This window comes from Mycolicibacterium aurum, assembly GCF_900637195.1.
GTDB classification, from domain to species: Bacteria; Actinomycetota; Actinomycetes; order Mycobacteriales; family Mycobacteriaceae; genus Mycobacterium; species Mycobacterium aurum.
This window is the reverse complement of the sequence record NZ_LR134356.1, coordinates 4,066,388-4,086,639: the sequence shown is the minus strand read 5'-3', so window position 1 is coordinate 4,086,639 and position 20,252 is coordinate 4,066,388. Positions and strand designations below refer to the sequence as shown.

At 67.3% G+C, this 20,252-nt stretch carries 14 protein-coding genes and 1 tRNA gene; 11 read left to right on the top strand and 4 right to left on the bottom strand.

Annotation, left to right across the window (positions count from 1 at the left end):
• Positions 1-25: 25 nt before the first annotated feature.
• Both EL337_RS19035 and EL337_RS19030 read right to left on the bottom strand, forming a co-directional pair.
• Entirely contained in the window at positions 26-763 is a 738-nt protein-coding gene (locus EL337_RS19035; RefSeq protein ID WP_048632044.1) for a dienelactone hydrolase family protein, read from the bottom strand.
• Positions 764-901: 138 nt separating this feature from the next.
• The gene (locus EL337_RS19030) at positions 902-1,303 is read right to left on the bottom strand and encodes a hypothetical protein (RefSeq protein ID WP_048632045.1); all 402 of its coding nucleotides are present in this window, start codon (positions 1,301-1,303) and stop codon (positions 902-904) included.
• An 80-nt stretch (positions 1,304-1,383) separates the two neighbouring features.
• Between EL337_RS19030 and EL337_RS19025 the strand changes: the two genes are divergently transcribed.
• Positions 1,384-2,157 (top strand): TetR/AcrR family transcriptional regulator C-terminal domain-containing protein, encoded by a 774-nt coding sequence (locus EL337_RS19025; RefSeq protein ID WP_048632153.1) that lies wholly within the window; start codon positions 1,384-1,386, stop codon positions 2,155-2,157.
• Between the two features lie 61 nt (positions 2,158-2,218).
• Complete coding sequence (locus EL337_RS19020) at positions 2,219-3,073, top strand: alpha/beta fold hydrolase (protein WP_048632046.1); 855 nt, start codon at positions 2,219-2,221, stop codon at positions 3,071-3,073.
• Between the two features lie 169 nt (positions 3,074-3,242).
• On the opposite strand, the gene EL337_RS19015 is transcribed toward EL337_RS19020, so the two are convergent.
• Positions 3,243-3,315 (bottom strand) — tRNA-Arg (locus tag EL337_RS19015).
• A gap of 248 nt (positions 3,316-3,563) precedes the next feature.
• Between EL337_RS19015 and EL337_RS19010 the strand changes: the two genes are divergently transcribed.
• The 9 genes from EL337_RS19010 to EL337_RS18970 all read left to right on the top strand — a co-directional run bounded on the left by EL337_RS19010 (position 3,564) and on the right by EL337_RS18970 (position 19,796).
• A complete protein-coding gene (locus tag EL337_RS19010) occupies positions 3,564-5,051 on the top strand; it encodes a wax ester/triacylglycerol synthase family O-acyltransferase (RefSeq protein WP_048632047.1) in 1,488 nt (495 codons plus the stop codon).
• Positions 5,048-6,736, top strand: coding sequence for an HAD-IB family hydrolase/lysophospholipid acyltransferase family protein (locus EL337_RS19005; protein ID WP_048632048.1), 1,689 nt, complete (start codon positions 5,048-5,050; stop codon positions 6,734-6,736). The genes EL337_RS19010 and EL337_RS19005 overlap by 4 nt, the downstream gene beginning before the upstream one ends.
• Positions 6,733-9,084 carry a glycerol-3-phosphate 1-O-acyltransferase gene (locus EL337_RS19000; RefSeq protein WP_048632049.1) on the top strand — a complete coding sequence of 784 codons (2,352 nt, stop codon included), beginning with the start codon at positions 6,733-6,735 and terminating at the stop codon, positions 9,082-9,084. Before EL337_RS19005 ends, EL337_RS19000 begins: the two co-directional genes overlap by 4 nt.
• 31 nt (positions 9,085-9,115) lie before the next feature.
• Positions 9,116-11,134, top strand: a complete 2,019-nt coding sequence (locus tag EL337_RS18995; protein ID WP_048632050.1) for a bifunctional copper resistance protein CopD/cytochrome c oxidase assembly protein — start codon at positions 9,116-9,118, stop codon at positions 11,132-11,134.
• A 292-nt stretch (positions 11,135-11,426) separates the two neighbouring features.
• Positions 11,427-11,912 carry a single-stranded DNA-binding protein gene (locus EL337_RS18990; protein ID WP_048632051.1) on the top strand — a complete coding sequence of 162 codons (486 nt, stop codon included), beginning with the start codon at positions 11,427-11,429 and terminating at the stop codon, positions 11,910-11,912.
• Between the two features lie 110 nt (positions 11,913-12,022).
• Positions 12,023-13,696, top strand: a complete 1,674-nt coding sequence (gene ettA, locus EL337_RS18985; RefSeq protein ID WP_048632052.1) for an energy-dependent translational throttle protein EttA — start codon at positions 12,023-12,025, stop codon at positions 13,694-13,696.
• Positions 13,697-13,810: 114 nt separating this feature from the next.
• Positions 13,811-18,694 (top strand): NAD-glutamate dehydrogenase, encoded by a 4,884-nt coding sequence (locus EL337_RS18980; protein WP_048632053.1) that lies wholly within the window; start codon positions 13,811-13,813, stop codon positions 18,692-18,694.
• Positions 18,691-19,110 carry an acyl-CoA thioesterase gene (locus tag EL337_RS18975; RefSeq protein WP_083443049.1) on the top strand — a complete coding sequence of 140 codons (420 nt, stop codon included), beginning with the start codon at positions 18,691-18,693 and terminating at the stop codon, positions 19,108-19,110. Before EL337_RS18980 ends, EL337_RS18975 begins: the two co-directional genes overlap by 4 nt.
• The gene (locus EL337_RS18970; RefSeq protein WP_083443050.1) at positions 19,107-19,796 is read left to right on the top strand and encodes a DUF8185 domain-containing protein; all 690 of its coding nucleotides are present in this window, start codon (positions 19,107-19,109) and stop codon (positions 19,794-19,796) included. The genes EL337_RS18975 and EL337_RS18970 overlap by 4 nt, the downstream gene beginning before the upstream one ends.
• 28 nt (positions 19,797-19,824) lie before the next feature.
• On the opposite strand, the gene EL337_RS18965 is transcribed toward EL337_RS18970, so the two are convergent.
• A complete protein-coding gene (locus EL337_RS18965) occupies positions 19,825-20,235 on the bottom strand; it encodes a globin (protein WP_048632054.1) in 411 nt (136 codons plus the stop codon).
• Between the last annotated feature and the right edge of the window lie 17 nt (positions 20,236-20,252).

Here is a 20,252-nt window from a genome sequence, read left to right as displayed (position 1 = left end):
ACCCCGAGTGTGCAGGGGGCGGGGGCTAGTCGATCTCGCGATCGAAGCATTCGGCGAGGAAGGTGGTGGCCGACGTCCATGCCCGGCGCGATGCGGATTCGCTGAAAAGCACTCCCCGCGCCGGGTCGTCGGCGAACGGTGCCATGAATGCGTGCAGGGTGTTTCCGTAGGCGTGCAGCTGCCAGTCGATGCCGCGCCCGGAGAATTCACGTCCCAGCGCGACCACATCCTCCGGTGGCGCGAAAGGGTCATCCCAACCGTGGAACACAATGACCTTGGCGGTCACCTGACGCTCGGTCAATCCCGTTGCGGGAGTGAGCAGTCCGTGGAAGCTGACGACACCGGCGAGCCGGTGGCCGGCGCGGGCCAGATCGAGCACGCACAGGCCGCCGAAGCAGAATCCGATGGCCGCGATGCGGTCGGCGTCCACCTGCGGCGCTGCGGTCAACGTCTCCAGCACTGTCGTGAGACGGCCTGCGAGGGCTGCCCGGTCTGCGACGAACCCGGCCATCGCGGCACCGGTGGCGTCCATGCCGCCCCGGCTGACCTTCTCGCCGAAGAGGTCCACCGCGATGGCCTGATAGCCCAGCTCGGCCAGACGCACCGCGAACTGCAGCTGGGCGTCGCTGCGGCCCTCCATTCCGTGGAACACGAGCACCGTGGGCGGGACGGGCGCGCCGATGGCGTCGTCGGCGCGGACCAGGACGCTGTCGAAGTGGTCGTCGTCGATCTCGTGCCTCAGCGAGGTGGTGTGCACAGTCACCCGGGCGACATTTCCACGACAACGGCCGTCGCGGAACAGCGTTCGCTGCTCGCGTAACCGGCGATACCTATCGCCGAAACTGAACGTGTGCGCGACTTTTGACCACGATCTCGCACACAAGTTCAGTTTCGGCGTGGCTCAGACGTCGCCCCAGCCGCCCTGCACCATCGTCTGGAACTTCCAGGCCCCGTCGGACTTGACCAGCAGATCGCCGTACCGGACCTGCTGGCTGACATCGCCCGCCGTGATGGTGGCGTCGGTGATCACGAACACCAGGTTCTCGTTGATGAAGTGAGGTGTACGCACCGAGTCCATCGTGATGTCCTCGGCGCCGCCGACGTGTTCCGCCATCTGCGTGATGAACCGTTGCCGGTCACACGATTCGGCGTGCCCGTCGGTCACCTCGTTGAGCGGGAACATCGCCTGATCGGCCATACCGTCGATGTCCTTGGCGACAGCCAGCGCGTCGTAGCGGGCGAACCACGCCAGCACGTCGTCCACGTCGGCGGGTGAGGGCGCGAACACAGCTTGCTGAGGCATCGGGTCTCCTTCGGTCAGTAACTCCGTACGATGTACATAGTACAGTGTACGGACAATGCCGCGGCGGCTACGATCAGCCCGTGGACAAGCCCGAGCGCACCAGTGCCGGCGACCCCGAGCGCACGCTGCGACTGCTGTGGCGCGCACAGGACGCCACGCGAGCGAGCCGCGGGCCGAAACAACGCACCACCGTCGACGCGGTCATCGCCGCGGCCCTCGACATCGCAGACGCCGACGGGCTCGGCGCACTCACCATCCGTGCCGTTGCCGCCAAACTGGGCATCGCACCCATGGCGACCTACACCTACGTCCCGGGCAAGACCGAGCTTCTCGACCTCATGCTCGACACCGTCTACGCGCAGATGCCGCGCACGGATGTGGACGGAAAGCCCTGGCGGGACAAGGTATCCGCGATCGCAGCGGAGAACCGCGCGATGCTCGACGCGCATCCGTGGGTGGTGCAGCTCGCGACCACCCGCCCGCCGCTGGGTCCGGGGATGATCGCGAAGTACGAACACGAGCTCCGTGCCTTCGACGGGCTCGGTCTCAGCGACCTCGACATGGACTCCGCGCTGACCTACGTGCTGGGCTTCGTGACGTCGGTCGCGCGCATCGGCGTCGATGCGCGCACCGCCCAGGCCGACAGCGGTATGAGTGACCACGCGTGGTGGGAGCGGGCGGAACCGCTGTTGGCCACGGTGTTCGACACCGAGCGGTATCCACTGGCCGCGCGTGTGGGCGCTGCGGCAGGCGAAGCGTATGACAGCGCGTACAGCGTCGAGCACGCCTACGAGTTCGGCCTGGCCAGGGTGCTCGACGGGCTGGCGACCGTGATCGAACGCACAGCGAGGTAGCCCGGTGCGGCGGCGTGGGTACAGGCTCAACAGCTGACGCCGACGAGAGGACACCTCGGGCATGACCGCGATCACCGCCTACCGCGGCCTACTTCGCACCACCAACCTGCACGTCGACGACACCGGTGGGGACGGCCGTCCCGTCGTGCTCATCCACGGGTGGCCCTTGAACGGTGACTCGTGGGCCGGCCAGGTCGACACGCTCCGCGACGCCGGCTACCGGGTGATCACCTACGACCGCCGCGGCTTCGGCCGCAGCGACAAGCCACTGATCGGCTACACCTACGAAAGTCTGTCCGACGACCTGTCCGCGGTACTGGAAGAACTCGACGTGCGCGACGGGACGCTGGTCGGGTATTCGATGGGCGGGGGAGAGGTGGCCAGTTACTGTGCGCGCAAGGGTGTGGCGCGTCTGCGCAGTGTGGTCTTCGCGGCGCCGGTGACGCCCTTCATGTCCCACCGCAAGGACAATCCGGACGGGCCGTTGGGCGCGAAGGACGCCGCGAAGATGGCAGCGTCACTGACCGCCAACCAGGATTCGTTCTACGACCACCTGATGACCGACGTGTTCTCGGTCGACGGCCGACTTCTCATCACCGAAGAGCAACGCCGGCAGGCACTGGGCATGTGCGCGGAAGCCAGCAAGCCGGCGTCGATCGCGTGTATGGCGGCGTTCGGCGGCACCGACTTTCGCGAGGACCTGCCGAAGGTCACCGTGCCGAGCCTTGTGATCCATGGCGACAGCGACGCGACCGTCCCGTTCGAGGGCTCGGGAAAGCGCACTCACGAGGCGCTTCCCGACAGCCGGTTGCACGTGATCTCCGGCGGGCCGCACGGCATACCCGTCACCCACGCCGACGAGTTCAACGCCGTGCTGCTCGCGTTCCTCGCCGAGGACTTCACGCCCTCTGGCTAACCCCCGACGGCGGGCGCCGGTGCGAGTTTCGGGAGCGGTCTCCACCCGATCGATGTCGTGAGCAGGCTTCTGCCGGCGGGAACCGCATGCCGGCGGGGTCAACACCACCATCTGGACGCCGCAGTCCCGTGAGCTGGTCCTGGCGGCCTGACGGCGACGAGCGATTGAGCGCCCCCGGCAGGGATCGAACCTGCGACCAACCGCTTAGAAGGCGGCTGCTCTATCCGCTGAGCTACGGGGGCCGGCGCGCGATCACCCTACCGAATCGCCGCAGTCCGTTGTCGGCGTCGACCCGTAATCTGCGCCCGATGGGAATTCACCATACGAAGGACAAGGGCGACCCCCGCGCCGCTGCATTCCGCACGCTGCCATCCGAGGTTCCAGGCTGAGCTTCAGAGCGTGGCTACTCGACGAGCTCCGTCGGCGGCCCCCGCCGCAACAGCCGTTAAAGCGACTCCGCCTCTCACGGCCGACGACTAGTTTGGTGCGCATGAGTAATGCGCCGGAACTGGATGCGGCCGGACTCCCGGAGGAACTCAGCCCGCTCGACCAGATCCTGCACCGCGGCGAAGCCAACCCGCGTACCCGTTCGGGCATCATGACCGTTGAGTTGCTCGACACCACCCCGGACTGGGACACCTTCCGCGCCCGTTTCGAGAACGCCTCCCGCAAGGTGCTGCGGCTGCGGCAGAAGGTCGTGACGCCGACGCTTCCCACCGCCGCTCCCCGCTGGGTGGTCGACCCCGATTTCAACCTCGATTTCCATCTGCGCCGGGTCCGCGTCCCGGAGCCGGGGACTTTCCGTCAGGTGATGGATCTCGCCGAGGTCGCCGCCCAGTCGCCGCTCGACATCTCCCGCCCGCTGTGGACCGCCACACTCATCGAAGGGGTCGAGAACGGGCAGGCCGCGCTGATGGTCCATCTCAGCCACGCGGTCACCGATGGCGTCGGCGGCGTCGAGATGTTCGCCAACCTCTACGACCTTGAGCGTGACCCGCCACCGCAGCCCATTGCGCCGCTGCCCATCCCGTCCGACCTCTCGCCGAATGACCTGATGCGTAGCGGCCTCAACCGTCTACCGGTCACCGTCGCCGGTGGAGTGCGCGATGCGCTCTTCGGCACCGCCCAGGCGATCGGCCATGTGGTGCGTGACCCGATCTCGCGGCTGGGCAGTGTGATCGACTACGCGATGTCGGGCGTGCGTGTGGTCGGCGCGGTCGCCGACCCGTCGCCGATTCTGCGCCGCCGCAGCCTGTCATCACGCAGCGAGGCCATCGACATCGTGTTCGGGGACCTACACCGCGCCGCCAAATCCGCGGGCGGCTCCATCAACGACGCGTATCTCGCCGGCCTGTGCGGTGCCCTGCGGCTCTACCACGAGGCCAAGGGCGTGCCGATCGACACGTTGCCGATGGCGGTACCGGTGAACCTTCGATCCGACGCGGATCCGGCGGGCGGCAACAGATTCGCCGGTGTGAATCTCGCCGCACCCATCGGCCGGACCGATCCTGCGGTCCGCATCAAGGACATCCGGTCACAGATGACCCGTAAGCGCGACGAGCGTGCGCTCGACATGGTCGGTGCGATCGCCCCGGTGGTCAGCCTGCTTCCCGACACGGTGCTGGAGACGATGGCAGGCTCCATCGTGAACTCCGACGTGCAAGCAAGCAATGTACCCGTCTACGCGGGAGACACCTTCATCGCCGGGGCGAAAGTGTTGCGCCAGTACGGCCTTGGGCCACTGCCCGGGGTCGCGATGATGGTGGTTCTGATATCCCGGTCGGGCTACTGCACCATCACCGCCCGCTACGATCGCGCCTCGATCACCGACCCTGACCTGTTCGCGCAATGTCTGCTGGCCGGCTTCAACGAAGTCCTGGCCCTCGGCGGCGACGCCACGGCGTCGCCCGCGACATCCACCGAAGACCCGGCACCCCTCGCACGCTCCGCCCAACTGAATGGAAGTGGCCAGCAATGACATCCGAGACATCGGCCCGCCAGCTCCGGCTCCCGGGTTCGGTCGCCGAGATCGCAGCAAGTCCCACCGGGCCCGGGGTGGGCGCGTTCTTCGACCTGGACGGGACGCTCGTCGCCGGGTTCACCGGCGTCGTCATGACGCAGGATCGGCTGCGCCGCAGGCAGATGTCGGTCGGCGAGTTCATCGGCATGGTCCAGGCGGGTCTCAACCATCAACTCGGTCGTTCCGAATTCGAGGACCTCATCGGCAAGGGCGCGCGCATGCTGCGCGGCAACTCGGTGGACGACATCGACGAGCTCGCCGAACGTCTTTTCGTCCAGAAGATCGTCAGCCGTATCTATCCCGAGATGCGCGAGATCGTGCGGGCGCACATGGCGCGCGGCCACACCGTCGTGCTCAGCTCCTCGGCACTGACCGTGCAGGTCGAGCCGGTCGCGCGGTTCCTCGGCATCAACAACGTGCTGAGCAACAAGTTCGAGACCGACGACGACGGGTTGATCACCGGCGAGGTGCAGCGGCCCATCATCTGGGGTCCGGGTAAGGCCAGGGCGGTGCAGGAGTTCGCGGCTGCCAACGACGTCGACCTGTCCCAGAGCTATTTTTACGCCGACGGTGACGAGGACGTCGCGCTGATGTACCTGGTCGGCAATCCTCGTCCCACCAACCCGGCAGGAAAGATGGCGGCCGTCGCTGCCAAACGGGGATGGCCGATCCTTCGCTTCAGCAGCCGCAGCGGTTCCAGTCCCACGTCGCAGCTGCGCACCGTCGCAGGTATCGCGTCCATGGTGCCCATCGCGGCCGGGGCGTTGGGCGTCGGCATCCTGACCCGCAACCGGCGTACCGGTGTCAACTTCTTCACGTCGATGTTCGGCCGCACGCTGCTCAACACCATCGGCATCAACCTGCAGGTGCTCGGCAAGGAGAACCTGACCGCGCAGCGCCCCGCGGTGTTCATCTTCAATCACCGCAATCAGGCCGACCCCTTGATCGCCGGCCGGCTGGTCAACGACAACTTCACCTCGGTGGGCAAGAAAGAGCTGGAGAACGACCCGATCGTCGGCACCATGGGCAAGATCATGGACGCCGCGTTCATCGACCGTGACGATCCACAGAAGGCCATCGAGGGTCTGCGGAAAGTGGAAGATCTTGCGCGCAAGGGGCTCTCGATCCTCATCGCCCCTGAGGGCACGCGCCTGGACACCACCGAGGTGGGAGAGTTCAAGAAGGGGCCGTTCCGCATCGCGATGTCGGCGGGTATCCCGATCGTGCCGATCGTCATTCGCAACGCGGAGGTGATCGCTGCACGCGACGCGAGCACGTTCAACCCCGGTACCGTCGATGTCGTTGTCTACCCGCCGATCCCGGTCGACGACTGGACGCACGACAACCTGCCGGAGCGCATCGAGGAGATCCGCCGGCTGTACCTGGACACCCTCACCGACTGGCCGCACGACGACCTCACGCTTCCCGAGCTGTACACGCGGGCGAGGCCCGCGAAGAAGGCGGCAGCCAAGAAAGCGGCCGTGAAGAAGGCGCCCGCGAAGACGGCGGCGAAGAAGGCGCCTGTGAAGAAAGCGGCGGCGAAGAAAACGCCGGCCCGCAAGAAGCCCGCCAAGGCCGTCCAGACGAAAGCGTCCAGCGAGGTGCCCGACAAGCGTCCCGACGAATCCGAGGGCCCCCGATGAAAATCCGCGCCGACGACATCGCGGCCTACACCGCCGTCGATGATGCCCTCGTCCTGGCCGCGGTCTCCTCGCCCGCCGAGCAGGCGCTCCTCAACGACTGGCTGCACAGTCAGCGCAGGGCGCATCCCGACTCGAAGATCGAAGTGCTCAAGCTGCCCGCCGACGACAACCCGGCGCCCGCGGCGCTCGCGCAGCTGGTCGAGTTGCTGGAGGCCGACGAGGACCGCTCTGTGGTACCGGTGCGGGTGTTCTGGGTCCCTGGCGGTCTTCCGACCCGGTCCAAAGTGGTGTCTCTGCTGTCGGGGCGCGATACCTACTGCCCGCCAAAAGCGTTGCAGCATCGCATCTTGAAGCGCGATCCGTCTCGTGCCAGGGTCGTCGCGGGCGAACCGGCCAAGGTGTCCGAGCTGCGCCAACGCTGGAGTGAGACCACCGTTGCCGAAAATCCCAGGGAATTCGCCCGGTTCGTGATCCGGCGGGCGATCCTGGCCATCGAGCGGGTGGAATTGCGGCTGCTGGGACCGGAATACAAGTCGCCACAGTTGATCAAGCCGGAGGTGCTGGCGTCGGCGCGCTTCCGGGAGGGGCTGGACAAGATACCCGGCGCCACCATCGAGCAGGCCGGGGAGATGCTCGACGAACTCGGTACCGGGTGGAGTCGCTTCTCGGTCGACCTGATCCCGTCGCTGGGGCGCGCGATCTTCAGCCGCGGGTTCGACCCCAACATCGACTACGACCGGGCCGAAGTCGAACGGATGCGCCAGTCTCTGGAGTCGCATCCGGCCGTGCTGCTGTTCTCCCACCGCTCCTACCTCGACGGCGCGATCGTGCCTGTTGCGATGCAGGAGAACCGGCTGCCGCCGGTGCACACGTTCGCCGGGATCAACCTGTCGTTCGGCTTCATGGGTCCGCTGATGCGCCGCTCCGGCGTCATCTTCCTGCGGCGCAAGCTCGACGATCCGCTGTACAAGTACGTGTTGCGCCAGTTCGTCGGCTATATCGTCGAGAAGCGGTTCAATCTGTCCTGGGCGATCGAGGGAACCCGGTCCCGCACCGGAAAGATGTTGCCGCCCAAACTCGGTCTGTTGGCCTACGTCGCCGACGCCTACCTGGACGGCCGCAGCGACGACATCCTGCTGCAGCCGGTGTCGATCAGCTTCGACCAGTTGCATGAAACCGCCGAGTACGCCGCCTACGCCCGGGGCGGGGAGAAGACGCCCGAAGGCGTGAGCTGGCTGTACAATTTCATCAAAGCGCAGGGCGAGCGCAACTACGGGAAGATCTACGTCCGCTTCCCCGACGCGGTGTCGATGCGCGAGTACCTCGGCGAACCGCACGGGCCGATGACCACCGACGAGGCCGCCAAGCGCCTGGCGATGCAGAAGATGGCCTTCGAGGTGGCCTGGCGGATTCTGCAGGTGACCCCGGTCAACGCCACCGCGCTGGTGTCGGCACTGTTGCTGAGCACCCGTGGCGTCGCGCTGACCCTGGATCAGCTACATCACACGCTGCAGGATTCGCTGGACTACCTGGAGCGTAAGCAGACACCGATGACCAACAGCGCGTTGCGGTTACGCACGCCCGAAGGTGTCCGGGTGGCAGTCGAGGCGCTGTCCAACGGCCATCCGGTGACCCGGGTGGACGGCGGCCGAGAGCCTGTCTGGTCGATCGAACCCAAGGACGAACTCGAGGCGTCGTTCTACCGGAACTCCCTCATCGACGCATTCCTAGAGACGTCGCTGGTCGAGCTTGCGCTTGCGCATGCGGCGCGTACGGAATCCGATCGCCTGCAAGCGTTTTGGACTCAGGTGATGCGTCTGCGCGACCTGTTGAAGTTCGAGTTCTATTTCGCCGACTCCGCCGCCTTCCGCGACCACGTCGCCGAAGAGATGTCCTGGCATGCCGATTGGGAGAACGACGTCGAGGCCGGCGGCGAGCAGATCGATGCTCTGCTGCGGGCGAAGCGGCCCGCGATCGCCGGGCCGCTGCTGCGCCCGTTCTTCGAGGCGTACCAAATCGTGGCCGACGTGCTGATCGACGCGCCGGCCGAGATCGCCGAGAAGGACCTGACGACCAAAGCGCTCGGGCTCGGTCGGCAGTACGTCGCCCAGGGCAGGGTGCAGAGCAACGAGTCGGTGTCGGCGCTGCTGTTCGCGACCGCGCGGCAGGTGGCCGCGGATCAGCATCTGCTCGAGCCTGCTGCCGACCTGGCCGACCGGCGCCGGGCGTTCCGCCACGAGCTGCGCGGAATCCTCACCGATATGGATGCCGTCGACGCGTACTCGCGCGAACAGTTCTTCGCCCGGGAACGCAACCGCAGGGAGCTGCGCAACGACCCTGTGTCGTAGATCGCTCGGCGCAAGGTCATACGCTGGGCGCATGACCTCAGCAGCTCCCGCGGCAGTGCCGGGGCTGCGCGGTGGTCGGGCGTGGTCGGTGCTCTACGGGGTGGCCGTCCTTGCCGGTGTCACCGCGGCGGCGCTGTCCGGCCTGTCGATCGCCGAGGCGTTGACCGCGACCGGACTGCCGGACCCGGGACCGGTGACCAACTACGGCCTGCCGTTCGTCAAGGCCGTCGGCGAGATCGCCGCGGTGACCGCGACCGGGGCCTTCATGTTCGCGGCGTTCCTGGTGCCGCCCCAGCAGAACCAGGTCCTCGACGTCTCGGGGTACCGCGCGCTGCGGATGGGGACGGCCGCATCGGGTGTGTGGGCGGTGTGCGCGGTGCTGATGGTGCCGCTGACGGTGTCCGATGTCAGCGGAAGACCCCTCGCGACGCGGCTGAGTCCCGCCGACATCTGGGCCGTCGCCGACCTGATCGAGATCGCCGGGGCATGGCGATGGACCGCCCTGCTCGCCGTCCTGGTCACCGTGGTGAGCATCCCGGTGCTGCGCTGGTCGTGGACGCCGGTGTTGTTCGGCGCCTCGCTGGTCACGCTGCTACCACTGGCCTTATCCGGGCATTCGTCGTCCGGCGGCGCCCACGACGTCGCGACCAACAGTTTGTTGATCCATCTGGTGGCCGGCGCCCTGTGGGCGGGTGGACTGCTGGCGCTGCTGGTACATGTGCTGCGCGGCGGCGACCACAGCGCCCTGGCGACCCGGCGCTTCTCGGCCGTCGCGCTCTGGTGTTTCGTGGCGATGGCCTTCAGCGGCGTGATCAACGCGCTGGTGCGGATGCGGCCTTCCGGCCTGTTCAGCACCAGCTACGGCGTGCTCGTGCTCGCCAAGGTCACGGCACTGGTGGCGCTGGGCGTGCTGGGCTGGCAGCAGCGCCGCAGGGGAGTGGCCGCTTTGAATCAGGACCCGACGGCCCGGGGTCCCCTCGTCCGCCTCGCGCTCGTGGAAGCGGTGATCTTCGGCCTCACGTTCGGCGTGGCGGTCGCGCTGGGGCGGACACCGCCGCCGCCTCCGGTCAACCCGAACCTGTCGATCCCTGCTGTCGAGATCGGCTATGACCTCGCCGGACCGCCGACCGTAGGACGACTCCTGTTCGACTGGCGATTCGACCTCGTGTTCGGTACCGCCGCCATCGTGTTCGCCGTCGTCTACCTGGCGGGCGTGCGCCGACTGCGCCGCCGCGGCGACGCCTGGCCGACGGGCCGCATTGTGGCGTGGCTGCTGGGATGCCTGATCCTGCTCGTGACGACGTCGTCGGGCATCGGCCGCTACATGCCTGCCATGTTCAGCATCCACATGATCGCCCACATGCTGTTGTCGATGCTCGTGCCGATCCTGCTGGTGCTCGGTGCGCCCGTCACGTTGGCGCTGCGGGCGCTGCCCGCCGCCGGTCGCACGGATCCGCCCGGTCCCCGGGAATGGCTGCTGGCGGCGTTGCACTCCCGGGTGTCGCAGGTGCTGACCAATCCGTTCGTCGCGACCGCGCTCTTCGTCGTCGGGTTCTACGGGCTGTATTTCGGCGGCATCTTCGACGCGGTGGCGGGCAGCCATGCGGCTCACCTCGCGATGAACGTGCACTTCCTGCTCAGCGGCTACCTGTTCTACTGGGTGGTGATCGGGGTGGATCCCACCCCGCGGCCGATACCGCCGCTGGCCAAGCTGGCGGTGGTGTTCGCCTCGCTGCCGCTGCACGCCTTCTTCGGCGTGGTGCTGATGGGCACCAAGGCGGTGATGGGGGAGAGTTTCTACCGCTCGTTGCAACTCAGCTGGCACACCGATCTGCTCGGCGACCAGCGGCTCGGTGGTGGAATCGCCTGGGCGGCGGGTGAAGTCCCGCTCGTCATCGTGCTGATCGCGTTGTTCGTGCAATGGCGCCGCAGCGACGACCGCACCGCCAAGCGGCTCGACCGGGCCGCCGACCGCGACGACGACGCCGACCTCGCCGCCTACAACAACATGCTGGCCGAGATGGCCCGCCGCGAACGTGAGCGCGGCTGACTCCCCGTCATATTTTCAGCTGTTCAGATATTCAGGAGTTGTGTTAGCGTCGAGGTGGTGCGGGCCGGCCGCGGCACCGATGCAGCACATCGACCTACTGGCCGGCCCGCACTGTGGGCCCGCTCCGTGTCCCGGTGCCGGTTATCCCCAATTCGTCATCCCTCCCCAGCTGTGGCGTCTGCGCCGCGTCAACGTCGTGCGGTGTCGGCCGCGACGGGCTCAATGGCGGTGTCAATCGACGGGCCAGGCGCGGTGCCTGACCCGCAGCTGAGAATCGGAGAGAGGCACGCCCATGTTCGAGACACCCATCACAGTCGTCGGCACCATCGTCACCAGCCCGGAGCGCAAGTGGGTCGGCGACCAGGAACTGTTCAAGTTCCGCGTGGCCAGCAACTCGCGGCGGCGGACCGCCGACGGCTCCTGGGAGCCGGGCAATTCTTTGTACGCGACGGTGAACTGCTGGGGACGGCTGATCACCGGCGTGGGCGCGGGGCTCGGGAAGGGTGACCCGGTCATCGTTGTTGGGAACGTGTACACCAGCGAATACGAAGACCGCGACGGCAACCGCCGGTCGTCCCTGGAGATCCGCGCCACCTCGGTGGGGCCGGATCTGGCCCGGTGCATCGTCCGCATCGAGAACCGCAGGCATCCCGAGCCCGTAGCTGAAACTGCAGCTCCTGGCGCCGGGAACGAGCCCGATGACACCGATGTGGCCGACGCGGTCACCGGCCGGGGCGACACCGAGCCCGACCCCGAGGCGCTGCCACTGAGTGCCTAGCGGCCAACGCCGCCGACACGGCCGCGCCTAGGATGGGGCCCGAGTATCGCGGAGGTCCCACGTGACCCCGTGGATCGAGCACGGGATCGAGAAAGGCAACATCAGAGGCTATGGCCGAATTCATCTACACGATGCGGAAGGTCCGCAAGGCGCACGGCGACAAGGTCATCCTTGACGACGTCACGCTGAACTTCCTTCCGGGCGCGAAGATCGGCGTCGTCGGACCCAACGGGGCCGGCAAGTCGAGCGTCTTGCGGATCATGGCCGGACTGGATCAGGCCAACAACGGCGACGCGTTCCTGCAGCCAGGCGCGAGCGTGGGCATCCTCATGCAGGAGCCCGAGCTCGACGAAACCAAGACGGTGCGCGAGAACGTCGAAGAGGGCGTGGCCATCAAGGCCAAGCTGAACCGGTACAACGAGGTCGCCGAGCTGATGGCGACCGACTACACCGATGAGCTCATGGACGAGATGGGCAAGCTCCAGGAGGAGCTCGACGCAGCCGACGCCTGGGATATCGACAGTCAGCTCGAGCAGGCGATGGATGCACTGCGCTGTCCGCCGCCCGACGAGCCGGTGACCCATCTGTCCGGTGGCGAGAAGCGCCGCGTGGCGCTGTGCAAGCTGCTGCTGTCCAAGCCCGACCTACTGCTGCTCGACGAGCCCACCAACCACCTCGACGCCGAGAGCGTGCTGTGGCTCGAGCAGCACCTCGCCGAGTACAAGGGCGCCATCCTGGCCGTCACCCACGACCGTTACTTCCTCGACAATGTCGCGGAATGGATTCTCGAACTCGACCGCGGCCGCGCGTACCCCTACGAGGGCAACTACTCCACGTACCTGGAGAAAAAGGCCGAGCGTGTCGCGATACAGGGCCGCAAGGACGCCAAGCTGCACAAGCGTCTGCAAGAGGAACTCGCCTGGGTCCGCTCGGGGGCCAAGGCTCGCCAGGCGAAGAACAAGGCGCGCCTCGGTCGCTACGAGGAGATGGCGGCCGAAGCGGAGAAGACCCGCAAGCTCGACTTCGAGGAGATCCAGATCCCGACCGGTCCCCGGCTGGGCAATGTGGTGGTCGAGGTCTCCCACCTCGACAAGGGCTTCGACGGCCGGTTGCTCATCAAAGACCTGTCGTTCACGCTGCCGCGCAACGGCATCGTCGGCGTCATCGGTCCCAACGGCGTCGGCAAGACCACGTTGTTCAAGACCATCGTCGGTCTCGAGCAGCCCGACAGCGGCACCGTGAAGGTCGGCGAGACGGTCAAGCTGAGCTACGTCGACCAGAACCGTGGCGGGATCGACCCGAAGAAGAACGTGTGGGAGGTCGTCTCCGACGGCCTCGACTACATCGAGGTCGGGCAGAACGAGGTGCCGTCGCGCGCCTACGTGTCGGCGTTCGGGTTCAAGGGCCCCGATCAGCAGAAGCCGGCAGGAGTGCTCTCCGGCGGTGAGCGAAACCGGTTGAACCTGGCGCTGACGCTCAAAGAGGGCGGCAACCTGATCCTGCTCGACGAGCCGACCAACGACCTCGACGTCGAGACCCTGAGTTCGCTGGAGAACGCGCTGGAGAACTTCCCCGGTTGCGCGGTGGTCATCAGCCACGATCGCTGGTTCCTCGACCGCACCTGCACGCACATCCTGGCGTGGGAGGGCGACGGCGAGAACGAAGCCAAATGGTTCTGGTTCGAGGGCAACTTCGGTGGCTACGAGGAGAACAAGATCGAGCGACTCGGCGCAGATGCAGCGCGTCCGCACAGGGTGACCCACCGGAAGCTGACTCGGGACTAGTCTCGTCGTGCGGACCAGGTAACCGGCTTCGGGCGCACGCAGTAGTCAACACAGCCAAGCGGCCGGTTGCAGCCAACGACGGCCGGTGCGCACGTGCGAATCAGGAGCGGGCGAATGTCGTTGAATCCCGGGGCCGTGAACAGCCCTTCGGTATCCGCTGAGACCATCGACAGGCTCGTACCCGCCTATCTGGCGACCTACCGGGGGCCGCACGGTGGTGCTCCCGGCACCGAGGCCGCCCTGACCGGCCCGCTGCGCAGACAGGGCGGCGACGCGCTCAACACCGCTGCGTTGATCGGTGCGCAGTTGCGCCTCGGTGGTCAGCGCTCGCCCGGCGCCACCCGCGTCGGCGTCTACGGCACCGACGATGCGGGCGGCTTCGGGCCGGCGCTGCAGATCGTCACCGACAACGCGTCGATGCTGATGGACTCGATCACCGTGCTGCTGCACCGGATCGGTGTGGCCTACAAGGCCATCATGAACCCGGTGTTCCGGGTCCGCCGCGGTGCGGGTGGCGAGTTGCTCGACATCGTTCCCGCCGCCGACGCCACGTTCTCCGACGGCGTCGTCGAGACCTGGGTGCATGTCCAGCTGTCCAGTTCAGTGGACCGGCGCGCGCTCACGGAGGCCGAGCGGCTTCTGCCCAGGGTGTTGGCCGACGCGCGGCAGGTGGCGCTGGATTCCACCGACATGGCTGCGGCGCTGCGGATCCTGGCCGCCGAACTCGAAGGCGACTCCGGCCGGCGCTTCCCCAGTCCCGATCGCAAAGATGTCGCCGCTCTGCTGCGCTGGCTCGCCGACGGACACTTCGTGCTGCTCGGCTACCAACGCTGCCCGGTGCGCGACGGCGAGGCCACGGTCGACACCTCCAGCCGCCTCGGCGTGCTGCGACTGCGCCAGGACGTCCTTCCGCAGCTGACGAACAAGGACGAACTGCTGGCGCTGGCGCAGGCCACGATCCCCAGCTTTCTGCGCTACGGGGCCTACCCGCAGATCATCGTCGTGCGGGAACAGACCGAGGACGCCGACGACTCGGCAGCCGTCGAGCACCGCTTCGTCGGCCTGTTCACCGTCGCGGCGATGAACGCCAACGTCCTGGAGATCCCGCTGGTGTCCCGCCGCGTCAACGACGCCCTGGCCATGGCACATCGCGACCCCAGCGATCCCGGGCAGTTGCTGCTCGACATCATCCAGACGATCCCGCGCTCGGAATTGTTCGCGCTCAGCGCCCGGGGTCTGCTCGACATGGCCAGGGCGGTGGTCGACCTCGGATCTCGGCGTCGCACGCTGCTGTTCATGCGCGCGGACCCACTGGCGCATTTCGTGTCGTGCCTGGTGTACCTGCCGCGCGACCGCTACACCACCGCGGTGCGCCTCGAGATGCAGGACATCCTGGTGCGTGAGCTCGGCGGCGTCAGCATCGACTACGCCGCACGGGTCAGTGAATCACCGTGGGCGCTGGTCCATTTCACGGTCCGTCTGCCCGAGGGGTCCCGGCAGCAGGACGTCGATGTCTCGGACGCCAACGAGTCGCGCATCCAGGATCTGCTCACCGAGGCCACCCGCACCTGGGCCGACCGGCTGTTCGGTGCCGTGCGGGCGGGCGGTCCGATCGACCAGACCACCGCCGAGCACTACGCGACCGCCTTCTCGGAGGTGTACAAGCAGGCGATCCCGCCGGAGCACGCGATCGATGACATCGCGATCATCGAACAGCTGCAGGACAACTCGGTCAAGCTGGTGCTCACCGACAGTGACGACGACGCTGATACGGGCGTGTCCCACCTCGTCTGGTATCTGGGCGGTCAGTCGGCGTCGCTGAGCCAACTGTTGCCGATGCTGCAATCGATGGGTGTCGTGGTGCTGGAGGAACGGCCGTTCACGGTCGCGCGTCCCGACGGCCTGCCGGTGTGGATCTACCAGTTCAAGGTCTCCCCGCACCGCGGTATCCCCGAGGCGCCGAAGGGGCCCGAACGTGAGGACACCGCACAGCGTTTCGCCGACACCGTCACCGCCATCTGGCACGGCAACGCCGAGATCGACCGGTTCAACGAGCTGGTGCTGCGCGCGGGGCTGACCTGGCAGCAGGTCGCGATTCTGCGTGCCTACGCGAAGTACCTCAAGCAAGCCGGCTTCTCCTACAGCCAGTCCCACATCGAGACGGTGCTCAACGACAACGCCGGGACCGCGCGCTCGCTCGTGGCCCTGTTCGAGGCCTTGTTCGTTCCGTCGGCCACCCCCGGCGAGGGGAACCCGGGCGGCGCGAACCTGGACGCGCAGGCGGCCGTCGCCGCCGTCGCCGCCGACATCGACGCGCTGGTCAGCCTCGATACCGACAGGGTGTTGCGCGCGTTCGCCTCGATGATCCAGGCGACGCTGCGCACCAACTGCTTCATCACCAGCCCCGACTCGGCCCGTGCCCGGAATGTGTTGTCGTTCAAGCTCAATCCCGAACTCATCGATGAGCTGCCGTTGCCCCGGCCGAAGTTCGAGATCTTCGTGTACTCACCCCGTGTCGAGGGTGTGCACCTGCGCTTCGGTTTCGTGGCTCGCGGTGGCCTGCGGTGGTCGGACCGGCGCGAGGACTTCCGCACCGAGATCCTGGGGCTCGTCAAAGCGCAGGCGGTCAAGAACGCGGTCATCGTGCCGGTGGGCGCCAAGGGCGGTTTCGTGGTGAAGAGGCCGCCGGCGCCGACGGGAGATGCGGCGCTGGACCGTGAGGCCGCGCGGGAAGAGGGCGTGGCCTGCTACCGGCTCTTCATCGCCGGTCTGCTCGACATCACCGACAACGTCGACAAGATCAGTGGTGACGTCGTCGCGCCCACCGAGGTGATCCGCCGCGACGGCGACGACGCCTACCTGGTGGTGGCGGCCGACAAGGGCACCGCCACCTTCTCCGACATCGCCAACGAAGTCGCGAAGTCCTACGGGTTCTGGCTGGGCGATGCGTTCGCCTCCGGCGGTTCGGTGGGCTACGACCACAAGGCGATGGGCATCACCGCCAAGGGCGCATGGGAGTCGGTCAAGCGCCACTTCCGCGAGATGGGCGTGGACACCCAGTCCGAGGACTTCACGGTGGTGGGTGTCGGTGACATGAGCGGTGACGTGTTCGGCAACGGCATGCTGTTGTCCAAGCACATCCGGCTGCTCGCGGCGTTCGACCATCGGCACATCTTCATCGACCCGTCGCCGGACGCGGCGTCGTCGTGGGAGGAGCGTCGCCGGCTATTCGACCTGCCCAGGTCCAGCTGGGAAGACTATGACAAGTCCCTGATCAGCCCGGGCGGCGGAGTGTTCAGTCGCGACCAGAAGTCCATCGCGATCAGCCCGGAGGCCCGCTCGGCACTGGGTCTCGACGAGACCGTGACGGAGCTGACGCCGCCCGCCCTGATGAAGGCGATCCTCAAGGCGCCCGCGGACCTGCTGTGGAACGGCGGCATCGGCACCTACGTCAAGGCTGAGACCGAAGCCGATGCCGACGTCGGTGACCGGGCCAACGACGCAGTCCGGGTCAACGGAAACCAGTTGCGCGCCAAGGTGATCGGTGAGGGCGGCAATCTCGGGGTGACGTCGCTCGGCAGGACTGAGTTCGACCTGTGCGGTGGCCGCGTGAACACCGATGCCATGGACAACTCCGCCGGGGTGGACTGCTCCGACCACGAGGTCAACATCAAGATCCTGATCGACTCGCTGGTCACCGCGGGCAAGATCAGTGTCGAGGAACGCACCGACGTGCTGCTGTCGATGACCGACGAGGTCGGCCGGCTCGTGTTGGCCGACAACGAGAGTCAGAACGATCTGATGGGAACCAGCCGGGCCAACGCCGCCAGCCTGCTCTCAGTGCACGCCCGAATGATCAAGGATTTCGTCGATCATCGCGGCCTCAACCGCGAACTGGAGGCGCTGCCGTCGGAGAAAGAGATCAAGCGCCGCGCCGACGCGGGGATGGGCCTGACGTCACCGGAACTGGCCACCCTGATGGCCCACGTCAAGTTGGCGCTGAAGGACGATCTGCTCGCCGGAGACCTGCCCGACCAGGAGGTGTTCGCGTCCCGGATCCCGTCGTATTTCCCGACGACGCTGCGCGACCAATTCACCCCCGAGATCCGGTCGCACCAGCTGCGCCGCGAGATCGTCACCACCATGCTGGTCAACGATGTCGTTGACGCCGCTGGCATTTCCTACGCCTACCGCGTCACCGAGGACGTCGGTGTCGCCCCCATCGATGCGGTGCGCAGCTTTGCCGCCGGCGACGCGATCTTCGGGTTCGGACGGGTGTGGCACCAGATACGCGCCGCAGGCGTCAACGGTGCATCGGTGGCGGTGACCGACCGGATGACCCTGGACCTGCGTCGGCTCATCGACCGTGCCGCGCGCTGGCTGCTCAACTACCGGCCGCAACCGCTGGCCGTGGGAGCCGAGATCAATCGCTTCGCCGACAAGGTGGCCGCCCTGACCCCGCTGATGCCGGAGTGGCTGCGTGGGGACGACAGGGCGATCGTCGCCAAGGAAGCGGGGGAGTTCAGCGCCCAGGGTGTACCCGACGATCTGGCGTACACGGTCGCGACGGGGCTCTACCAGTTCAGCCTGCTGGACGTGATCGACATCGCCGACATCATCGACCGGGACCCGGCCGAGGTCGCCGACGCCTACTTCGCGCTGATGGATCACCTGGGTACCGACGGACTGCTGACCGCGGTGTCCCGGCTGAGCCGGAACGACCGGTGGCATTCGTTGGCGCGGTTGGCCATTCGCGATGACATCTACGGGTCGCTGCGGGCGCTGTGCTTCGACGTGCTGGCGGTCGGAGAGCCTGACGAGAACGGGGTCGAGAAGATCGGCGAGTGGGAGATGACCAACAGTTCCCGGATCGGCCGGGCCCGCCGGACCCTGACGGAACTGTACGAAAGTGGTGAGCACGACCTCGCGACGCTGTCGGTGGCGGCTCGTCAGATCCGCAGCATGACGCGGACGAGTGGAACGGGAAGCTCTGGGTGACCGATCACCGCGGGTTCACGGCGCCGGTGCATGTGCGGTGGTCGGACATCGACATGTATCAGCACATCAATCACGCCACCATGGTCACGATCCTGGAAGAGGCCAGAATCCCGTTCCTGACCGAGCCGTTCGGCGACGAGATCACGACCATCGGGTTGTTGATCGCGGAGGTGAAGATCGCCTACAAGGCTCAACTCCGGCTGATCGATTCGCCGCTTCAGGTCACGATGTGGTCCAAGCGGGTGCGCGCGGTCGACTTCACCGTGGGCTACGAGGTGCGCTCGGTCGGCGCGCCGGCCGACTCGCGGCCCGCGGTCATCGCAGAGACCCAGCTGGCCGCGGTGCACATCGAAGAGCAACGGCTGCAGCGGCTTTCGGACGCCCAACGCGAATATCTGCACCGCTGGACACGATGACGGCCGGTGAGCGTGGCGTGTGGCTCGGTCCGCAGGACAGGGCCGCCCACCGGGAAGACCTCGCGACGTTCACCGAGCGCGCGCTGCGGTTGGACGAGGCCACCGTCATTCGGCTGCGGGAACGTTCGGGCGGTGTGATCGTCGCCTGGGCGGCCACCGGCTTCGACGTGCTCGCCAGCCGAGCCGTGGCCGGCCGGATCCGGCCCGCCGACCTGTGTGCGGGCGCAGACGCGCTGTTGCCGGGTCTGCGGGCGATGGCCGACGACGGGTACGTCGCCACTGGTTTCGGCATGGATTCGGCGTGGCGCGGTGTCCTGCCTCCGGAATCGGGATTCGTGCACCTCGACGATGTGCCCGCCCGGGCGGTGCTCGATCTGGCGCAGCAGGGGTTGAGTCTGGCGAAGGAGCATTCGAGTGCCCACGGTCCGCCGGCGTCGCTGCTGGACCAGGAGGTGGTGCGGGTGACGGCGGGGCAGGACAGCGTCGGCATCCCGATGCGGTGCGTGTTCGCGCTGACGGCGATGGGGTTCCTGCCGCAGTCGCCGTCGCAGGACCGCTTCGCGCCGGAGTCGGTGGGCGCCGACGAGGTGGTGCGGGTGCGGGCGACGCCGGCGTGGCTGCGTATCGATGCCCGGTTCGGGACGGTCTACCGACGGCGGGGCGACCCCGCGGTGGTGCTGCGCTGAACCGCGGTGCGCGGATCAGCGCAGCGGTTCAGAACGGCGAATTCACCATCGACTGGGCCGCCATCTCCAGATAGTTGAGCAGTTCCTGGCGATGCGGATCGTCCAGCGTCTGGGAGTCGATCTCGGCGACGGCGGTGTGCATGCAGCGCAGCCACGCGTCGCGCTCGAGGTAGCCCACGCGGAAGGGCGCGTGACGCATCCGCAACCGGGGGTGGCCACGCTGCTCGGAGTAGGTGCGCGGGCCGCCCCAGTACTGCTCGAGGAACATGCGCAGCCTCTCCTCGGCACCGTCGAGGTCGTCCTCGGGATAGAGCGGGCGAAGAATCTCGTCCTCCCGGACTAGCTCGTAGAACCGCGACACGATGGTGCGGAACGTTGCGTGTCCGCCCACCGCGTCATAGAACGACTGCTGCTTGCTCTGCGGGTCCATTGCCTCCATTGTGGGCCATCGCCCGT